Origin of the sequence: Rapidithrix thailandica, from assembly GCF_039710355.1 — a bacterium.
Taxonomy (GTDB): domain Bacteria; phylum Bacteroidota; class Bacteroidia; order Cytophagales; family Flammeovirgaceae; genus Rapidithrix; species Rapidithrix thailandica.
Genome location: NZ_JBDKWZ010000022.1, coordinates 25266 through 41068, shown reverse-complemented (window position 1 = coordinate 41068; position 15803 = coordinate 25266). Strand labels below are relative to the sequence as shown.

Below are 15803 nucleotides of genomic sequence, written 5' to 3'. Positions count from 1 at the left end.
TTCATTTTCTTAACAAACATGGGAATTCATTAACAAAGCTTCAATAAATTAAGAATTCCACAAAAAATTCTCAATCATAATTTGAATATTCAAAATACATCCTCTACCTTTACCTCCATCATGAAAGTATTCAACGGACATATGGCTAATTGGTGGTGGCACTCAAAGAAATTCTATGAGTGAACAGCCTTGCTATGTGTCTTTAAGAAAATATAAATCCAAAAAGGCTTACCGTTCACTCGGTAAGCCTTTTTTATTTTGGGCTCTTTCACATTGAAAATCCGTCTTTCTTCGCTCTTGTAATTCCTGAAAGACCAATCACTCATTTACAAATGAGTACTTCATACACTAAACAACCATGGGAAGGTGCAAAGACAAATGGATAGAAAGATTAATAAAAACTTCTTGGAGATATTTCACCAAATAGAATATACTGATATATAATAGGATACAAAGAAAGTTTCCCAAAAATAACCCTTTAACCTCATGAATAAAATTAAGCTAAAAACAACCTATCGTAAAATGCTGGCCGATACGGTAACTCCCGTAAGTATTTACTTGAGATTACGCGACAAGTTTGCCAACAGCATCTTACTGGAAAGTTCTGATTATCACGGAAATGAAAACAGTTTTTCGTACATCTGTTGCAAACCCGTTGCACGCTTTGAGCTCACACAATCCCAGCTGACGCTTTCCATGCCACAGCAAGCCGAACAACAAACTACCTTAGCGTCTCCGGCCGAAGCCATCCATCAGTTATATCAGTTTTCACAGGCTTTTGAAGCCGAAACCAATGGGTTTAAATTCATCAACAACGGGATATTCGGGTACATGGCTTTTGATGCGGTACAGTATTTTGAAGATATCCACTTTCGGAAAGAGAAAAAGGCCGATCAAGTGGTTCCCGATATCTTATACCAAGTATACCAATATGTTATTGCCATTGACCACTTTAAAAACGAATTATATATTTTCGAGCATTTGGTAGAAGGAGAAGATTCCAAAAGCCACCTGGAAGAAATCATTCAACTTGTCAACAGCAAAAACTTCCCTTCTTATCCCTTCACCCCTCAGCCTCAAGAAACCTCCAATTTTGACGATAAGGAATTCTTAGAAGTACTGAAAAAGGGAAAAGAGCATTGCTTTAAAGGAGATGTTTTCCAAATCGTCTTATCCCGCAGGTTCAAAAGAGGCTTTAAAGGTGATGAATTTAATGTATACCGGGCATTGCGTTCTATCAACCCCTCTCCTTATTTATTTTATTTCGATTATGGCAATTTTAAAATTTTCGGTTCTTCACCCGAAGCACAAATTGTCATTAAACACCAAGAAGCGACCATTTATCCGATTGCCGGAACTTTCAGGCGTACGGGCAACGACCAAGCCGATGCCGAGTTAGCTCAAAAGCTTTTTGACGATCCCAAAGAAAATTCCGAGCATGTAATGTTGGTAGACCTGGCCCGGAATGACCTCAGCAGAAACGGCTCTGCGGTCAAGGTAGAAACCTTCAAGGAAATTCAGTTCTATTCCCATATCATTCACTTGGTTTCCAAAGTAACCGGCCAATTGGCGGAAGGCATTTCCCCGATCCGGGTAGTCGCTGACACCTTTCCGGCAGGCACACTCTCCGGGGCTCCCAAATACAAAGCCATGGAATTGATCGACAAATACGAAAACGTCTCGAGGAATTACTATGGAGGAGCCATCGGATTTATGGGCTTCAACGGGGATTTTAACCATGCCATTATGATCCGCTCTTTCCTGAGTTCAAACAATGAATTGCACTATCAAGCCGGGGCCGGAGTAGTCGCCAAATCGGTTCCTGAAAGTGAACTACAAGAAGTACACAACAAACTGGCGGCATTGCGCAATGCCTTGGAATTAGCCGAAACGATTACCGAAAACAAGTAAAGAGAGTTAACAGTACAGATTATGAAAATCCTGGTTTTAGATAATTACGATTCATTCACTTACAACTTAGTTCATTTGATTCATGAATTGGGATATGGATCCAACACTTCCGTACACAGAAATGATAAGATCAGCCTGGAAGCAGTGGCGGCATACGACAAAATTTTACTTTCTCCCGGTCCCAGTCTTCCTAAAGATGCGGGAATTATGCTAGATCTAATAGAAAAGTATGCTCCTCACAAAAGCATCTTGGGTATTTGCTTGGGGCACCAGGGAATTTCCGAAGTATTTGGAGCCGAATTGTTTAACTTGAAAGAAGTATTACACGGGATAGAAGGCAAAGTTCAAATTCAAAGCAAAGAGGAAGTATTATTTCAAGGCTTGCCAATGGAATTTAATGTGTGCCATTACCATTCATGGGCCGTAAAAAAGGATTCGATAAAAAGTCCTTTGGAAATTACCGCCGTGGATAGTGAGGGAATGGTGATGGGCATACGGCATACGGAATACGATGTACGGGGTTTACAGTTTCACCCGGAGTCTATCCTCACCGAACATGGCAAAGAGATTCTGCAAAATTGGTTTAACCATTAAATCGCAGTACGATTCTTCTCAGAGAAGGCCTTCTTCTAATTGTGAATGAACATCCTGGCCGTTCTTGGGAATACTGTAGGAATCCATGAAATCTTATTTCCCTAAACACTGTAAAGATCATTGCAATTACTATTTATTATGAAAGATATACTCAATACACTTTTCGAATATCAGCATCTCACCCGGCAACAGGCCAAAGAAATTTTGATCAACCTGACCCAAGGACAGTACAATCAAAGCCAGGTAGCCGCTTTTCTCACCGTTTACATCATGCGTAGCATCACCGTAGAAGAACTGGAAGGCTTTCGCGATGCGATGCTGGAACTCTGCATCCCTGTAAATCTGGAAGAATACGATGCAATCGACCTTTGTGGTACCGGAGGAGATGGAAAGAACACTTTTAACATCTCTACCCTTTCGTCTTTTATTGTGGCAGGAGCCGGCCAAAGAGTGGCCAAGCACGGAAACAGCGGGGTTTCATCGGTATGTGGCTCGTCCAACTTATTGGCTCATTTTGGCTATCAGTTTACCAACGATATCGACCAACTGCGAAAAAGCATTGAAGAAACCGGCATTTGTTTTTTGCACGCGCCCCTCTTCCACCCAGCCATGAAAAATGTGGCACCCATTCGCAAAGAGCTGGGTGTGAAAACGTTTTTTAATATGCTGGGGCCCATGGTAAACCCCTCCTTCCCTAAAAAGCAATTAGTGGGTGTATTCAGTTTGGAACTGGCCCGTTTGTATGCCTACCTGTACCAACAGACCGACAAGGACTTTGTCATCCTCCACTCTCTGGACGGCTACGATGAAATTTCCCTGACCGGCGATTTTAAAATGATCTCCAAAGCTTCCGAGCAACTTTTATCCCCGGAAGACATCGGGCTTCAAACGGTAAAAGCAGAGGAACTTCATGGGGGAGAGACCATTGAAGAAGCCGCCCGTACTTTTGAAAACATCTTAAAAGGAGAAGGTACCCGCGCACAAAACGAAGCCGTGCTGGCCAATGCGGGAATGGCACTTTATTGTGGCAACCAACAACTATCTTTAGAAGAAGCCGTAGGGAAAGCACGGGAGTCCCTGGAATCGGGAAAAGCCTTACAAACGTTCGAAAAGTTGATTGAACTCCATTAAATATACAAGTAGAATTCGAAAACTGTTGAATGCTTATTAACATGAATATTTTAGATAAAATCATCTTACATAAACGAGAAGAAGTTGCTCTGCAAAAGGAAAAGGTTTCTACAAACATCCTGGAATCATTTCCCCTGTTTGACCGGAAACCCTTATCCACTAAAGGCTCCATACGTCACCCGGAGCGCTCCGGTATCATTGCCGAATTCAAGCGGAAATCCCCCTCCAAAGGCATCATCAATGACCGGGTACTTCCTCAAGACATTACCAAAGCCTATCAGGCAGCAGGAGCCTCAGCCGTTTCAGTACTCACCGACCAAGCGTTTTTTGCGGGAAGCCTGGACGACTTAACCGCCGCCCGGCAAGCCCTTCAGATTCCGGTCTTACGCAAAGACTTTGTCATCGATGAGTATCAAATCCTTGAGGCAAAAGCCTATGGAGCCGATCTGATTTTGTTAATTGCCGCCAACCTGGAACCTCAACAGACCAAACAATTGGCCGCTTTTGCCAAATCACTGGAACTGGAGGTATTGATGGAAGTACACAACCGGGAAGAGCTGGAACTACACACCAATGAACACCTGGATATCATCGGTGTAAACAACCGGAATTTAAAAACCTTTGAAGTCTCTTTGGATACTTCCATCGAATTGTCGGAATTGATTCCGAAGGATTTTGTCAAAATATCGGAAAGTGGGATTAGTGAAATTGAAAATATTGTTAAATTAAAAGATTACGGTTTCGAAGGTTTTCTAATTGGAGAAAATTTCATGAAACAAGACAACCCGGGGCAAGCGTGTCAAGACTTTATTCAGGCTCTTAAATCGGCTCAGACAAATGAATAAATTATTGTGGAAGGTATGCGGAATGCGGGACAGTAACAATATCCGGGCCTTACTGGAAGAGTCGCCCGACTTTATGGGGTTTATCTTTTTTGAAAAATCCCCCCGCAATGCTTCGAACAAACTTGACCGGCAACTCTTGCTCAACTTTCCCGCACGGACCAAAAAGGTAGGAGTATTTGTCAACGAGTCTGTGGAAAACATCCTTCAAAAAGTCAATGACTACCAACTGGACTATGTGCAATTGCATGGCGATGAGTCTCCGGAGTTTTGCCAAAAACTAAAGCAACAACAGCTAAAGTTGTTCAAAGCTTTTGGCGTGAACGAAGAGTTTGACTTTGCTACCTTGCAACCTTACCAGGAAGCTATCGACTATTTTTTGTTTGATACGAAAGGCAAAAATTACGGAGGTAACGGCATCCCCTTTGACTGGAAAAAATTGGAAGAATACCCATTGGACAAGCCCTTTTTACTCAGTGGGGGTATTGACCTGGAAAACATCCGGGAGGTCAACCACATCCCATCTTCCCGGTTGGCCGGAATTGATGTCAACAGCAAGTTTGAATTGACTCCGGGATACAAGAATATTGATTTAATCAAAAAACTTAAAAGCGAACTTTCAAACGACAAATCAGCATGAATTACAATGTAGATGAGCATGGCTATTATGGCAAATTCGGCGGGGCATACATCCCTGAAATGCTTTACCCGAATGTAGAAGAATTGCGACAAAACTACCTGCAAATCATCAATGACCCTGACTTTTTAACCCAGTTCAGCCAGTTATTGCGGAATTATGTAGGGCGACCTTCCCCCTTATACTTTGCCTCCAATTTGTCTGAGGTATATAATACAAAAGTGTATTTGAAGCGCGAAGACCTTAACCACACCGGTGCGCACAAAATCAACAATACCATTGGACAAATTTTATTGGCCAAAAAGCTGGGCAAACAAAAAATCATTGCAGAAACCGGAGCCGGACAACACGGAGTGGCCACGGCTACTGTTTGTGCACTGATGGGAATGGACTGTATTGTGTACATGGGCAAAATCGACATGGAACGTCAGCGGCCCAATGTAGAGCGGATGAAAATATTGGGAGCTAAAGTCGTTCCGGCTCTTAGTGGAAGTCAAACCTTAAAGGACGCCACCAATGAGGCTATGCGTCATTGGATCAACAACCCCACGGATACACACTATATCATTGGCTCGGTAGTAGGCCCTCACCCCTACCCTGATATGGTTGCACGCTTCCAATCGGTAATCAGTGCCGAGATGAAAAACCAGCTCAAAGAGCAAACCGGCAATGAAAACCCCGACTATATCATTGCCTGTGTGGGGGGTGGAAGCAATGCCGCAGGGGCGTTTTATCATTATTTGGAAAATGAAAATGTAAAATTAATTGCAGCCGAAGCCGCAGGAATGGGCGTACAATCAGGTGAAACGGCCGCTACAACAGCCATCGGCACCGAAGGAGTTCTTCATGGCAGCAAAACCTTGTTGATGCAAACGGATGATGGCCAGGTGGTGGAACCCTACTCTATCTCTGCCGGATTGGATTATCCCGGCATCGGACCCATTCATGCCCATCTATTCGATACGGGCAGGGCCTTGTTTCAATATGTAACGGATGCCGAAGCCATGGAAGCAGGAGTATTACTGAGTAAAACAGAAGGAATTATTCCGGCAGTGGAATCGGCTCATGCTTTGGCCGTATTGAAAAAGGTGCAGTTCCAGCCCGATGAGACTGTGGTGGTGAACCTTTCCGGCCGGGGAGACAAAGATTTGGAAACCTATATCAAGTGGGGAAAATATTAGCAGTGCACGGTTTCTAAACGATCCATTCAAATTTCATTTTCTTTTACATTTCTTGGTAAATCGCATTAAAATATGAGTCAAGATAATCGCATAGATCAATTATTTCAGCAAAAAAAAGAGAGGGTTCTGAACGTGTATTTCACAGCCGGTTATCCACAACTGAACGATACATGCACGATCATAAAAACCTTACAACAAAGTGGAGCTGACCTGATCGAAATCGGAATGCCCTTTTCCGACCCGGTAGCAGACGGTCCTACCATTCAAGAAAGCAATCAAGTTGCGTTGAACAATGGCATGTCATTAAAGCTTCTGTTTGAACAATTAAAAGGCATCCGGGAAGAAGTTTCCATTCCCATTGTTTTGATGGGATATATCAACCCGGTTTTGCAATTTGGCATAGAAGCCTTTTGTAAAGCTTGTCAGGAAGTAGGTGTGGACGGGCTGATTCTACCTGACTTACCAATGCAGGAGTACCTCAAAGAATACAAGGGGCTGTTTGACCAGTACGGCTTGCATAATATTTTCTTGATTACTCCGCAAACTTCCGATGATCGCATCTGTGAGATCGACAGTAACTCCAAAGGCTTTATCTACATGGTATCATCGGCCAGTACTACGGGTGCCAAAACGGATATTTCGCAAAGTCAAATTGACTATTTTGAACGGGTAAAACAAATGCAACTACAAAACCCTACCTTAATCGGGTTTGGCATTTCCAATCAAGCCACCTTCCGGCAAGCCTGTCAATATGCCTCCGGGGCAATTATAGGAAGTGCTTTTATCAAAGTGCTTTCTCAAGCCCAAAACTTAGAACACGATATTTCCGGATTTATTCAGGAAGTCATCAGCCAATAATAAATTGAGACGGGGAAAAGGCTTCCCCGTCTTTTTCATCCACACTATTTTTGTGTGAACTACGACTTCTCAACCAACCTCTAAAAAATACCTTTCCCGACTTTAAGTAAGATAATTGTCTTTGCAGCTTGTTCAACTGTCTGTAGAATAATGATACATCCCCAAATCCATTGTACAATGTATAAATGAAGCTGGTTACCAGTTTTTTTTATAAAAATTTTATCTCCCCTATAAAAGTGCAAATACACAAATCAAAACAAGGTTAACCCTTTAAAAACATCCTTCTTTATAGGTATTTATTACTATTTCCATCCCCCTTACTTCACTAGTACTGGTAGACTTTTTTCCACTTCGTCCATAAATATGTGATTTTTCCGGACGTTTAACATGGGTACGAAACAATAAGATTGAGTATTATGATATTTTTAAAAATGCGACAATTTCAATTGATTTACGGCTTATTAGCATTATTCCTTCCGGTTTCTTTTGCCTTTGCACAGGAAGATGAGCCTGTAGATTACACGGCCAAATATTTTCAAGAGGATAAAACTTCCCAAGCAGATACTACTCAAATGGATGCCTGGGACATTATGAACCCTCTCTTTTTAGCTGATAGCAATAATGTATTCCGCTCAAACTTCGGAATTATGCGTGTGGGGGATCAACAGTATATCGGCTTTCGCCTTCAGCCTGAATTCGCTTTTGGAAAATTAGGATTTGGCTTGGACATTCCTGTTTTTTTTAATTTGGATGATGGTAAATTCCGATCGGATGCCTTTGAAAACGGAGCGGGACCCTTTCGTCTTTTCCGCTACATCCGGTACGGAGTGAAAAAGCGGGATCCATTCTATGCCAAAGTAGGAGACCTGACAGGTGCTTATCTGGGCTATGGTATTTTGATTAACAATTATACCAATGCTACAAGCCTGGAACGCAGAAAGGTCGGAGCAAATATCGATATCCGGGTCAACAATTTCATCGGTTTGGAAGCGATGTACAGTGATTTCAACTTTGCTTCTTTTAACTTATTCGGTATGCGGCCGTATGTTCGTCCTTTTGGCATGACAGACATCCCCATTGCCCGTACTTTTGAAATAGGTGTCAGTTATGTCACTGACCATGACCAAACCTCTACACATTTTAGCGACTCCGTTTCCTATGCCAGTCAGTTTCTTGCAGACAAAGGAGTTTCAGCCTTTAGTGCCGATATGGGAGTAAATTTAGTCCGCACTCCGTTTTTTAACCTTTTGGGTTATGCGCAATTTGCCAAAATCAACAAAATCAAATCTCAAGTGTTAGCGGATACTTTGGAAGCCATGGCGCCTACCCATGAATTAATGGCTGACTATAAATCGGGAAAAGGAGCCAGTATCGGATTAAATGCCAAACTCAACTTCTTAGGGAATGTACTGCGTATGGATGCCCGCCTTGAAAGACAATGGTATTCCGATTATTTCATCCCTCAATTTTTCAACGCCACTTACGAAATCAATAAAGACGCCCGGATTTTGCAATTGACTTCGGCCACCAACCAACCCGGTATTTACGGTTCACTTTACGGAATGATCTTAAACAAGGTCCGGTTAGGTGGTAGTTTGTTACTCCCTGACAAATACGATGAAACCAACCCGGCTTCGGTCAAATTAAATGCAGACATTATAAACGTCTTGGACAACCGCCTGGACATCCGGGGTATGTATTACAAAGGAGGTTTGGCCGACTTGTCAGATGCCTTTGAGCTGGATGAACAGTCTCTTGCAAAAGTAAGTGTAACGTACCGCATTTTTAAAATCTTTGCTGCCGGCATTGATTACTATTGGACGTTTGCCAGACAAGAAGATGGCAGACTGGATGTGGATCACCAGATATTGCCTTACTTTGGCCTGAACATTCCATTATACTCGAACAAACAACAAACTGTTAAATAAAAGATATACGCTTACGGTAATTAAAAATGTCCGGGCAATAGCTATTGCCCGGACATTTTTAATTACCGCACAAAAAACAATTATGCACATTGTTATCAAGGATAATTACTTAGCTTTTTCATACGATTTCCTAAATTAATTATACCAATTTACGTGTAATGTGTTGATTTTTTCCTTATATTAGTAATACAAAAAATGTAGTTTTTCTCTTAATTACAATTTTTTGAATTTTAGGAGTGTTAATGGCTTTGCATCTTTTGCAAAGCCATTTTTTATGCTCTCTCACCATTGACACTTATATAAAAACAATACCCATTTCCTCTCACTTTTCACGACATTATTTCTTCATATTTTACAATAAGGATATACTGTCATATATTCCCCTAAAATATACTTTTCAGAGAGTTTTGTTTAAAATTTTTCAAAATCCAACTCTCTGAATTACCGCCACTTATTAAGCCCACACTATTTTTTTTCAAAAAAAAACTGAAAATTCATTTTAATTAACAAAGATTTAATTGAATTTTAACAGGAGTTATTTAGTTTTCTGTAATAAATGATTATTCCCCTAAAATGATAAAGAGCATGAAAGAATCTAAAAATTCTTACAAGCTGGTGATGAACTCTCCTTTATACACCAAAGAAAGCGATTTGTACCTTGTTAACTGGAAAGAGATAAAAGAAGGAATTATCCAATTTATCAATGAGTCAAAAGAACTACATACACACAAGCAAGTTCCGGTGCATGTAATGATATTCCGGGCCATAAAAGGTAAATATAAAGAAATGATGCACCTGAACTTTGAGTAAAGCATTACGATAGCTCTCCAGCTTACTCAACGGAGAGCTTTTTTGAAAAATCAACTCCCTCCTTCCTCAAAGAATCCGGTTCGTTTTTGTGTAAAATATCCTTGTTTCTCTACAATGCCTCAAAAATAGAAGCGATTTCATTCAACGCTTACAAAAACAGTTTGTAGTATTGCAAGAGAATGCATTTTTTATCCTATAGCTAAGTGGATAGCATATAGCCCAAGCCCTCTGTAATCTCAGCCTCAAGATCAAGACATCACAAAGGGTATTCACTTAATTTTTGTAAAAGATATTTTAGACCAAATCCAGTTGCCCCATGTGTGGAATTTCAGGGATACACGCCTTTAATGAAATTGGTAGAATTTTCGCCATTAATTTACACAAAGCCAATGAGGCTCTCACCCACCGGGGGCCTGACACCGGTTTTCTGTTCAATGAGTATTATACCGGATTAGGCCATAGACGGCTCTCCATTATTGATTTATCACACGGGGCGGATCAACCTATGACTGACCCCAGCGGCCGCTACACCATGGTATTCAACGGAGAGATATATAATTTCAAAATTCTCCGGGAAGAGCTTCAGGCAAAAGGCGTGGAATTTAAAACCCAGTCCGATACGGAAGTACTACTTCACCTTTTTATCCATGAGGGAAAGGCTTGTTTACCCAAACTACATGGTTTTTTTGCTTTTGCAATCTTTGACAAGCAAGAGAACAGTCTGTTTTTAGCCCGTGACAGATTTGGCATCAAACCTTTGGTATATTACCATGATGAAGATAAATTTCTCTTTGCTTCCGAACTGAATGCATTACTACAGTTCAATATTCCCAAAGAAATCAATTACCAATCGTTATATCTGTATTTTCAACTACATTATATTCCGGCTCCTCATACCATCTATGAGAACACGTATAAATTAGAGCCTGGTCATTGTCTTGAAATTAAAGGAAAACAAGTCCACGTAGAACCTTATTATCATCTACCGGCTCCTCAAGAAAATCAGAGCCAGCCTCCTGTAAGTTACGAAGCGGCACAAAAGCAATTATTAAAATTGCTGGAAGAGTCGGTGGAAGAGCGAATGGTATCAGATGTACCTTTAGGAGCATTTTTAAGTGGTGGGATTGATTCTTCTACAGTCGTTGCCCTGGCATCAAAGTTTACCCCTAATTTGAATACCTTCTCCGTGGGGTTTAAAGACGAGCCGTTATTTGATGAAACCCATTATGCCCAACTGGTCGCAGAGCGGTATAAAACCAACCACACGGTTTTTCAACTAAGCAACGATGATTACTTTGAACACCTGTTTGATTTGCTCAACTATTACGGAGAGCCCTTTGCCGACTCTTCTGCCATACCGTTTTACATTCTTAGCAAACAAACCCGGGAAAAGGTAACCGTATGTCTTTCCGGAGATGGTGCCGATGAAGTATTTGCAGGATATAATAAATACCGGGGCGAATTCCAGGCCCGGAATGCAGGTGCAAAAGAGAAACTGGTTTCTGCCATGTACCCTCTTTGGAATGCTTTGCCCAAATCGCGCAATCATTACCTGGGAAATAAAATACGCCAACTGCACCGCTTTGCGGAAGGCATGCACAAAAGCCCGCAAGAACGCTACTGGTACCTCACCAGTTGGAACACCGAGCAAAACTTACAGAGCCTATTGCGAAAGGAAATATTGGACAAAATAGACCAACAAGCTTTTCAGTCGATCAAAAACGGCTACCTCTCCCCGATTCAAGGCAAGAACTTCAACGAAGTATTATATTCCGATGTAAAATTACTGCTTCCCAATGACATGCTTCATAAAGTAGATTCCATGTCAATGGCCAATAGCTTGGAAGTACGGGTCCCATTCCTGGATCATCGATTGGTAGAATTTGCCTTTTCTTTACCTGCCGAATACAAAATCCATCACGGTATGAAAAAGCGCATCTTACAAGATGCGGTAAGACCTCTACTGCCCGAAAAGCTTTATAAGCGACCTAAGCAAGGCTTTGATGTGCCGCTGGCCCGGGGGTATAAAGGAGAGTTACGTCACTGGATTGATAAGGAAATGTTTAAGGAAGATTTTATCCGGGAACAAGGTATTTTCGAATGGGGAAAAATCAAGCACATCAAACATCAAGTATTCAATACCAACAATTTCGATCAAAACCGGGTTTGGGCTTTGTTGGCCTTTCAATATTGGTGGAAACAAAGCATCGACCAACCGAAAGCAAAAGTGTAGAAAAATCTATTTCTGAAGATAAAAAAGTGAGGGAGGCAATAGTTTGCCCCCTTTCACTCCTTTGTTATCAATCCACACGTTGCCAAATCTCTTCAATCCGTTGCCTTTTAACCACCTTGTACACACCTTTATCTATATCAAATTCACGCTCGATGATGTATCCGGAGTGATGCCACCTCTTATCTTGTATCTTACATTGAAAGGGCATCGCCGAGCCTAATAATTTGGAATCACCCGGATAATAAAATTCGATATGTTCTGTATAAATTCCGTCTTTTAATGTAAAGGTTCCTCCACCGGCATAGTCGATGGCTTCTTTGCCCTCTTCAAAAGATACATAGACAAAATGTGTGGGAGTGATGAGTTTGCGGTAGCCGATAAAATCAGGACGGGGAGAAAAGGATTGTTCCTCTCCGTACTTAAACGAGACAAGCTCCCAGGTACCTATCAGATCATCGATGGTGGGATGCGTATCTGATACCAACCGTTGTCCCCCGTTAGGTACAAAACCTACCAACCCCAAAAATATCGTAAAGGCCAAGAGCATTTTTATAGTTTTCATAGGAAATGTTCATTTTTGAGATACTACAATTTACTTTTTTAGTTGAAAGTAGCTTTGATTTCACCAAGAAAGCTGTGGGATCAATCGATTTTCCTCCATACCTCTTGAATGTAGGTACGGCCAACCACTACATACTCTCCCTGTTCGGTGTTCAGTTCCCGTTCCAGCACATAACCGGAGTGAAACCATTGGTTATTTTCAATTCGCATTTCAAAAGGGAGGGAAACACCTTGCAGATTGGATCCGGCAGGAAAAAAATATTCTATATGTTCTACATACTCATCTTCCCCCACATTATATTTTCCTCCCCCCAGGCCTGTTACTTCCATACTTTCCAAATCGTACGAAATCCAAGTAAAATACCCTGGCGTAATCAACTTTTTATAGCCTATTGTTTCTTTCCTAAGTGTATAATTCTCCGCATTTCCTATTTTGGACGACACTAATTCCCAAGTACCAACCAGGTCGACAGCCCTAGGCTTCTTGTTGATATGTTCAACCGGGTGACTGGAAAAGCCCAAAAGGGCCAAAACCAGTAACAAAATACCAAATAACTTGATGGCTCTCATATTTATTAGTTTAAGGTGAAAAGGGTGTACCTAAGGGTAATCGGACTATTGAAAATGATAGGCTTGTATTCTTTCTTACATTGAGTGGTCACTTCCTTGTAGGTTTTATCCAAAACACTGGCCGGGTTGGCTGTATTTCGTGGATAAAATAAGCATTCATCTTACTTTCAAGGGTTCTTTTGGCAAGAGCCTTTCAACAGGGATAACCGTAAGCACTTCATCTTTGAGAAGAGTAACCGCCCGCCTCCTTTTCATCTGAATCCCCGTATCGCATTTATCAATGAATGCAAGGCTAGTAACATGGAACTAATGGCTTAGTACAGGAATATTCGCATTCCAGGCTATTTGTATATATCCCTGTTTATTTAAGTTAAGAAACTTCTCTTTTACTTGCAATCTCCTCATGGGCTTTTTTATCAATACCACCCAACAGAAAAATGTTTTTTCCTTTGCCTATGCGCTTTTTACACAATTCCTGTCAGGGCATTCGTATTATTCTGATTTCTCAAATACCTTTGTAGCGGGTGATTTACCTCTCCTGACACATTGGTTCGCACAATAGAATTTAACATAGGAATTGCATTATGGAAAACAGTCCCGAATTAAACGGAAAATACCTGGGTACGATCTCTCAAGATTTTTTGGCGGTTGCCAATACCTTGAAAGAGGCGGCTTATCAACTACGGGTACGTAAGATTTCTGACTTCCCTATTTTTCCCATTTCAAAAGAGGAATTACATTTCGGACAGTTGCTCATTGGCAAAGATGAAATGGCCCTTAACTGGAATTATTATTTTTCTTTTCTGGACGAGTTTGTTCAAAGAACCCTCATTGATAAAGAAAAGGTAGCAGAGTTTAAAGCCGCTTACAAAGATCCGGATGAGTTTTGTTGTCTTTTTGTAGTGGATGACGAGTTTGTTAATTATGTATACATTCCCTATCCGGAAGATTAATTGCTTTTTTGATCAATATCAAGAAAGACAAAAAACAAGAGGCTGTCAGGTATGGAAACTGGCAGCCTCTTGTGGTATCAACTTTTCTTGTACTTTATACCCCGGTATAATTATAAGGCGAGATGCCTTTCAACTCCTCTTTGATTTCTCCGGGCACCTTTAACGTCTCGATAAAGGCCTGAATAGAATCCTTGGTGATTGCTTCGTTGGTACGGGTTAAGGCTTTGAGCGCCTCGTACGGCTTCGGGTAGCCTTCCCGTCTCAAAATTGTTTGGATGGCCTCTGCAACTACCGCCCAATTCTCCTCCAAATCCTCACGCACTTTCGATTCGTTCAGTTGAAGTTTTCCCAAACCTTTCAGAATAGCGTGCAAGGCAATATTGGTATGCGCCAAAGGCACTCCGATGTTCCGCAGCACCGTAGAGTCCGTCAAATCGCGTTGTAATCTGGACACAGGCAGTTTAGCCGATAAATGTTCAAAAATTGCATTGGCAATCCCCAGGTTGCCTTCGGCATTTTCAAAATCGATGGGATTTACTTTATGCGGCATGGCCGAAGAGCCCACTTCATTTTTATTGATTTTCTGGCTAAAATAACCCATTGAAATATATTGCCAGATATCCCGGCTCAAATCAATCAAGATCGTATTGATCCGCTTAAAATTATCAAACAAGGCTGCCAGATAATCGTAATTTTCGATTTGGGTGGTATATTCGGAGCGGTTTAGTCCTAAATAATCGCTGACAAATGTATTGCCAAACGCCTTCCAATCCACCGCCGGATAAGCCACATGATGCGCGTTAAAATTACCTGTAGCGCCTCCGAATTTTGCTTGATAAGGTACTTGTTTCAAGTCCGCAACTTGCTTGCGCAAACGATAGGTAAACACCTTCAACTCTTTGCCTATACGGGTAGGCGATGCCGGTTGACCATGCGTATATGCCAACATGGAAATGTCTGCCCAACCCTCTGCCATACTTTCCAAGGTATCCAACACATTTTCAAGCAAGCCGAACACTACCTCTTCGTTGGCCTTTTTTAATGACAATGGAATAGAGGTATTGTTGATGTCCTGTGAGGTAAGGCCAAAGTGAATAAATTCCTGATAGGCAGAAATGCCCAGCACCTCAAATTTTTCTTTGATAAAATACTCCACGGATTTTACATCGTGGTTGGTCACTTTCTCGATCTCTTTAATCCTCTGAGCATCTTCAAAGGCAAAATCCCGGTACAAGGACCGCAATTTTTCATATAAACTCTTGTCGAAATCTTTTAACTGAGGAAGCGGTTGTTCGCACAAAGCGATAAAGTATTCGATTTCTACCCATACACGGTATTTAATCAGTGCATACTCTGAAAAGTAAGGGGCTAAGTCAGTTGTTTTACTTCGATACCTTCCGTCTACGGGAGATATTGCAGACAATTCATTGAGGACCATGATCATTCAATTTATCAAAACAAATAAAAGCCTGGTTGAACCAGACTTTCTAATGGATTAGTATTAAAAATTTAATTCTTTTCTAGAAACCACATCCGGGTTGGGCAAAGTTATACAATCAATCGGCAATGTACAACGTAACACTTCCCGGTCCCC

At 41.4% G+C, this 15803-nt stretch carries 14 protein-coding genes; 11 read left to right on the top strand and 3 right to left on the bottom strand.

Annotation, left to right across the window (positions count from 1 at the left end; all coding sequences use genetic code 11):
* Positions 1 to 486: 486 nt before the first annotated feature.
* The 10 genes from AAG747_RS25985 (at position 487) to asnB (ending at position 12125) form a co-directional block, all read left to right on the top strand.
* Positions 487 to 1911, top strand: a complete 1425-nt coding sequence (locus AAG747_RS25985; RefSeq protein WP_346824177.1) for an anthranilate synthase component I family protein — start codon at positions 487 to 489, stop codon at positions 1909 to 1911.
* Between the two features lie 21 nt (positions 1912 to 1932).
* Complete coding sequence (locus AAG747_RS25980; protein ID WP_346824176.1) at positions 1933 to 2505, top strand: anthranilate synthase component II; 573 nt, start codon at positions 1933 to 1935, stop codon at positions 2503 to 2505.
* 138 nt (positions 2506 to 2643) lie between these two features.
* Positions 2644 to 3636 carry an anthranilate phosphoribosyltransferase gene (trpD, locus tag AAG747_RS25975; protein WP_346824175.1) on the top strand — a complete coding sequence of 331 codons (993 nt, stop codon included), beginning with the start codon at positions 2644 to 2646 and terminating at the stop codon, positions 3634 to 3636.
* Between the two features lie 41 nt (positions 3637 to 3677).
* Positions 3678 to 4481: an indole-3-glycerol phosphate synthase TrpC gene (gene trpC / locus AAG747_RS25970; RefSeq protein ID WP_346824174.1), complete on the top strand. Its 804-nt coding sequence runs from the start codon at positions 3678 to 3680 to the stop codon at positions 4479 to 4481.
* Positions 4474 to 5118, top strand: coding sequence for a phosphoribosylanthranilate isomerase (locus tag AAG747_RS25965; RefSeq protein ID WP_346824173.1), 645 nt, complete (start codon positions 4474 to 4476; stop codon positions 5116 to 5118). Before trpC ends, AAG747_RS25965 begins: the two co-directional genes overlap by 8 nt.
* Complete coding sequence (trpB, locus tag AAG747_RS25960; protein ID WP_346824172.1) at positions 5115 to 6296, top strand: tryptophan synthase subunit beta; 1182 nt, start codon at positions 5115 to 5117, stop codon at positions 6294 to 6296. Before AAG747_RS25965 ends, trpB begins: the two co-directional genes overlap by 4 nt.
* 72 nt (positions 6297 to 6368) lie before the next feature.
* A complete protein-coding gene (gene trpA / locus AAG747_RS25955) occupies positions 6369 to 7154 on the top strand; it encodes a tryptophan synthase subunit alpha (RefSeq protein ID WP_346824171.1) in 786 nt (261 codons plus the stop codon).
* Between the two features lie 431 nt (positions 7155 to 7585).
* Positions 7586 to 9082, top strand: coding sequence for a hypothetical protein (locus tag AAG747_RS25950; protein ID WP_346824170.1), 1497 nt, complete (start codon positions 7586 to 7588; stop codon positions 9080 to 9082).
* A 585-nt stretch (positions 9083 to 9667) separates the two neighbouring features.
* The gene (locus AAG747_RS25945; protein ID WP_346824169.1) at positions 9668 to 9892 is read left to right on the top strand and encodes a hypothetical protein; all 225 of its coding nucleotides are present in this window, start codon (positions 9668 to 9670) and stop codon (positions 9890 to 9892) included.
* Positions 9893 to 10208: 316 nt separating this feature from the next.
* Positions 10209 to 12125 carry an asparagine synthase (glutamine-hydrolyzing) gene (gene asnB, locus AAG747_RS25940; protein ID WP_346824168.1) on the top strand — a complete coding sequence of 639 codons (1917 nt, stop codon included), beginning with the start codon at positions 10209 to 10211 and terminating at the stop codon, positions 12123 to 12125.
* Positions 12126 to 12192: 67 nt separating this feature from the next.
* Here the strand turns inward: asnB and AAG747_RS25935 are convergent, their stop codons facing one another.
* Together AAG747_RS25935 and AAG747_RS25930 are read right to left on the bottom strand one after the other, a co-directional pair.
* Entirely contained in the window at positions 12193 to 12687 is a 495-nt protein-coding gene (locus tag AAG747_RS25935) for a DUF4488 domain-containing protein (protein ID WP_346824167.1), read from the bottom strand.
* 80 nt (positions 12688 to 12767) lie between these two features.
* On the bottom strand, positions 12768 to 13256 hold the full coding sequence (locus AAG747_RS25930; protein WP_346824166.1) for a DUF4488 domain-containing protein: 489 nt from the start codon (positions 13254 to 13256) through the stop codon (positions 12768 to 12770).
* A 584-nt stretch (positions 13257 to 13840) separates the two neighbouring features.
* Here AAG747_RS25930 and AAG747_RS25925 point away from each other — a divergent pair.
* Positions 13841 to 14209 (top strand): hypothetical protein, encoded by a 369-nt coding sequence (locus tag AAG747_RS25925; RefSeq protein ID WP_346824165.1) that lies wholly within the window; start codon positions 13841 to 13843, stop codon positions 14207 to 14209.
* 94 nt (positions 14210 to 14303) lie between these two features.
* On the opposite strand, the gene purB is transcribed toward AAG747_RS25925, so the two are convergent.
* Positions 14304 to 15647: an adenylosuccinate lyase gene (purB, locus tag AAG747_RS25920; RefSeq protein WP_346824164.1), complete on the bottom strand. Its 1344-nt coding sequence runs from the start codon at positions 15645 to 15647 to the stop codon at positions 14304 to 14306.
* Positions 15648 to 15803 lie beyond the last annotated feature (156 nt).

Coding starts and splice junctions, on each gene's coding strand:
- AAG747_RS25985 (WP_346824177.1), top strand. CDS start 487: ATGAATAAAATTAAGCTAAAAACAACCTATCGTAAAATGCTGGCCGAT.
- AAG747_RS25980 (WP_346824176.1), top strand. CDS start 1,933: ATGAAAATCCTGGTTTTAGATAATTACGATTCATTCACTTACAACTTA.
- trpD (WP_346824175.1), top strand. CDS start 2,644: ATGAAAGATATACTCAATACACTTTTCGAATATCAGCATCTCACCCGG.
- trpC (WP_346824174.1), top strand. CDS start 3,678: ATGAATATTTTAGATAAAATCATCTTACATAAACGAGAAGAAGTTGCT.
- AAG747_RS25965 (WP_346824173.1), top strand. CDS start 4,474: ATGAATAAATTATTGTGGAAGGTATGCGGAATGCGGGACAGTAACAAT.
- trpB (WP_346824172.1), top strand. CDS start 5,115: ATGAATTACAATGTAGATGAGCATGGCTATTATGGCAAATTCGGCGGG.
- trpA (WP_346824171.1), top strand. CDS start 6,369: ATGAGTCAAGATAATCGCATAGATCAATTATTTCAGCAAAAAAAAGAG.
- AAG747_RS25950 (WP_346824170.1), top strand. CDS start 7,586: ATGCGACAATTTCAATTGATTTACGGCTTATTAGCATTATTCCTTCCG.
- AAG747_RS25945 (WP_346824169.1), top strand. CDS start 9,668: ATGAAAGAATCTAAAAATTCTTACAAGCTGGTGATGAACTCTCCTTTA.
- asnB (WP_346824168.1), top strand. CDS start 10,209: ATGTGTGGAATTTCAGGGATACACGCCTTTAATGAAATTGGTAGAATT.
- AAG747_RS25935 (WP_346824167.1), bottom strand. CDS start 12,687: ATGAAAACTATAAAAATGCTCTTGGCCTTTACGATATTTTTGGGGTTG.
- AAG747_RS25930 (WP_346824166.1), bottom strand. CDS start 13,256: ATGAGAGCCATCAAGTTATTTGGTATTTTGTTACTGGTTTTGGCCCTT.
- AAG747_RS25925 (WP_346824165.1), top strand. CDS start 13,841: ATGGAAAACAGTCCCGAATTAAACGGAAAATACCTGGGTACGATCTCT.
- purB (WP_346824164.1), bottom strand. CDS start 15,647: ATGGTCCTCAATGAATTGTCTGCAATATCTCCCGTAGACGGAAGGTAT.